General features: G+C 52.1%; 1 protein-coding gene. It reads left to right on the top strand.

Features of this window, described 5'->3' with window-relative positions:
* Positions 1–220 precede the first annotated feature (220 nt).
* Positions 221–1,456, top strand: a complete 1,236-nt coding sequence (locus BM003_RS17310; protein ID WP_093674866.1) for an IS256 family transposase — start codon at positions 221–223, stop codon at positions 1,454–1,456.
* Positions 1,457–1,504 lie beyond the last annotated feature (48 nt).

Here is a 1,504-nt window from a genome sequence, read left to right on the forward strand (position 1 = left end):
AGTTGAGACCGTATAATTGTGTAAAAAGGGTTATCTGAATAAGAGGAATCGACGGGCGTGCGTTCTGTTTTTCCGGAGGGTGGGCCGGCCCACCCTCCGGAAAAACAGCGGGATTCGTCTTCTCTGCTCCCTCATTTTTTTCATAGAAAATGAGCCGGAGCCCATCATCTCAGTTAGAATAGAGTTGTCTAAAACCAAATTCTAAAGGAGAGACTCAGGGATGGCTCAATTACAGATTACTCTAAATGAACAACTTCTGCATCAATTATTTCTTGGAGATTCTAAGGAATCCGGCGTCGACGCGCTTTTGGAGGCGATCCTCAATCAGGTGCTGCAGGCACAGGCTGGCGAACAGGTGAAAGCGGATCGGTACGAACATAACGAGGAGCGGACAGACTATCGAAACGGTACCTATCCTCGAAATCTGAAAACGCGTGTGGGCAAACTGTCGCTAAACGTCCCGAGGCTGCGGAACGGGCATTTCTCAACCGATCTCTTTGCCCGTTATCAACGCAGCGAACAGGCACTCGCCCTGTCGCTGATGGAAATGGTGATTAACGGTGTATCCACACGCCGGGTCAGTCAGATCACGGAGGAACTCTGCGGTACCGAGTTTTCCAAAACGACCGTTTCAAGCCTTTGTGGCCGATTGGATCCTGTCGTGAACGGTTGGAATAACCGTCCGCTTGAAGGCAGCTACCCCTTCCTGTTCGTCGACGCCGTGTATACCAAGGTGCGTGAAGACGGCCAGGTCCGCTCACGTGGTGTCCTGATCAGCTACGGCATTAACGAGAAGGGCTACCGGACGATCCTCGGCTTGAAAATTGATGACAGTGAGAGCACGGAGGCCTGGAAAAACTATTTTGACTGGCTGAAGGGGCGCGGATTGAAAGGTGTGGATGTCGTTGTCAGCGATGATCACGGAGGCCTTGTGGCGGCCGTGCAGAAGGCTTTTCAGGGAGCCACCTGGCAGCGATGCCAGGCCCACTTTCTACGCAACGTCCGGGATCATCTGCCCAAAGCATTGAAAAGCGAGGGGGGCGAGCAGGTTAAGGCTATTCTACATGCACCGGATCTCACGACGGCCCGCACGCTGCTTCAAGGTTTTCTGAACACTTACCAAGAAAAAGCACCGAAGGCGACAGCGCTTGTTGAAGCAGCGTTCGATGACGTGACGGCTGTGCTTCCCTTTCCTGAAGCCTACAGGCACCGTCTGCGCACGACCAACGGGATGGAGCGCCTGAATGAGGAATTCCGCCGCAGGGAGCGCGTCATCCGGATATTCCCCAACCGGGAGTCTGTGATCCGCCTCATGGGTTCTGTCCTCATGGAAATGAATGAAAAATGGCTGGAGGGCCGCCGTTATTTGGACATGACAAATTATGCGGAGTGGAAGGCACAGAAGCTCCAAAAACAGAATCAAAAATCGAAAGTGACATCTATTTACCAAAACTAACGCCCTATTCCAGCTGAGATGAATTTACACATAAAAAAGGACTTGATC

The organism is Sporolactobacillus nakayamae (assembly GCF_900113325.1).
Taxonomy (GTDB): Bacteria; Bacillota; Bacilli; order Bacillales; family Sporolactobacillaceae; genus Sporolactobacillus; species Sporolactobacillus nakayamae.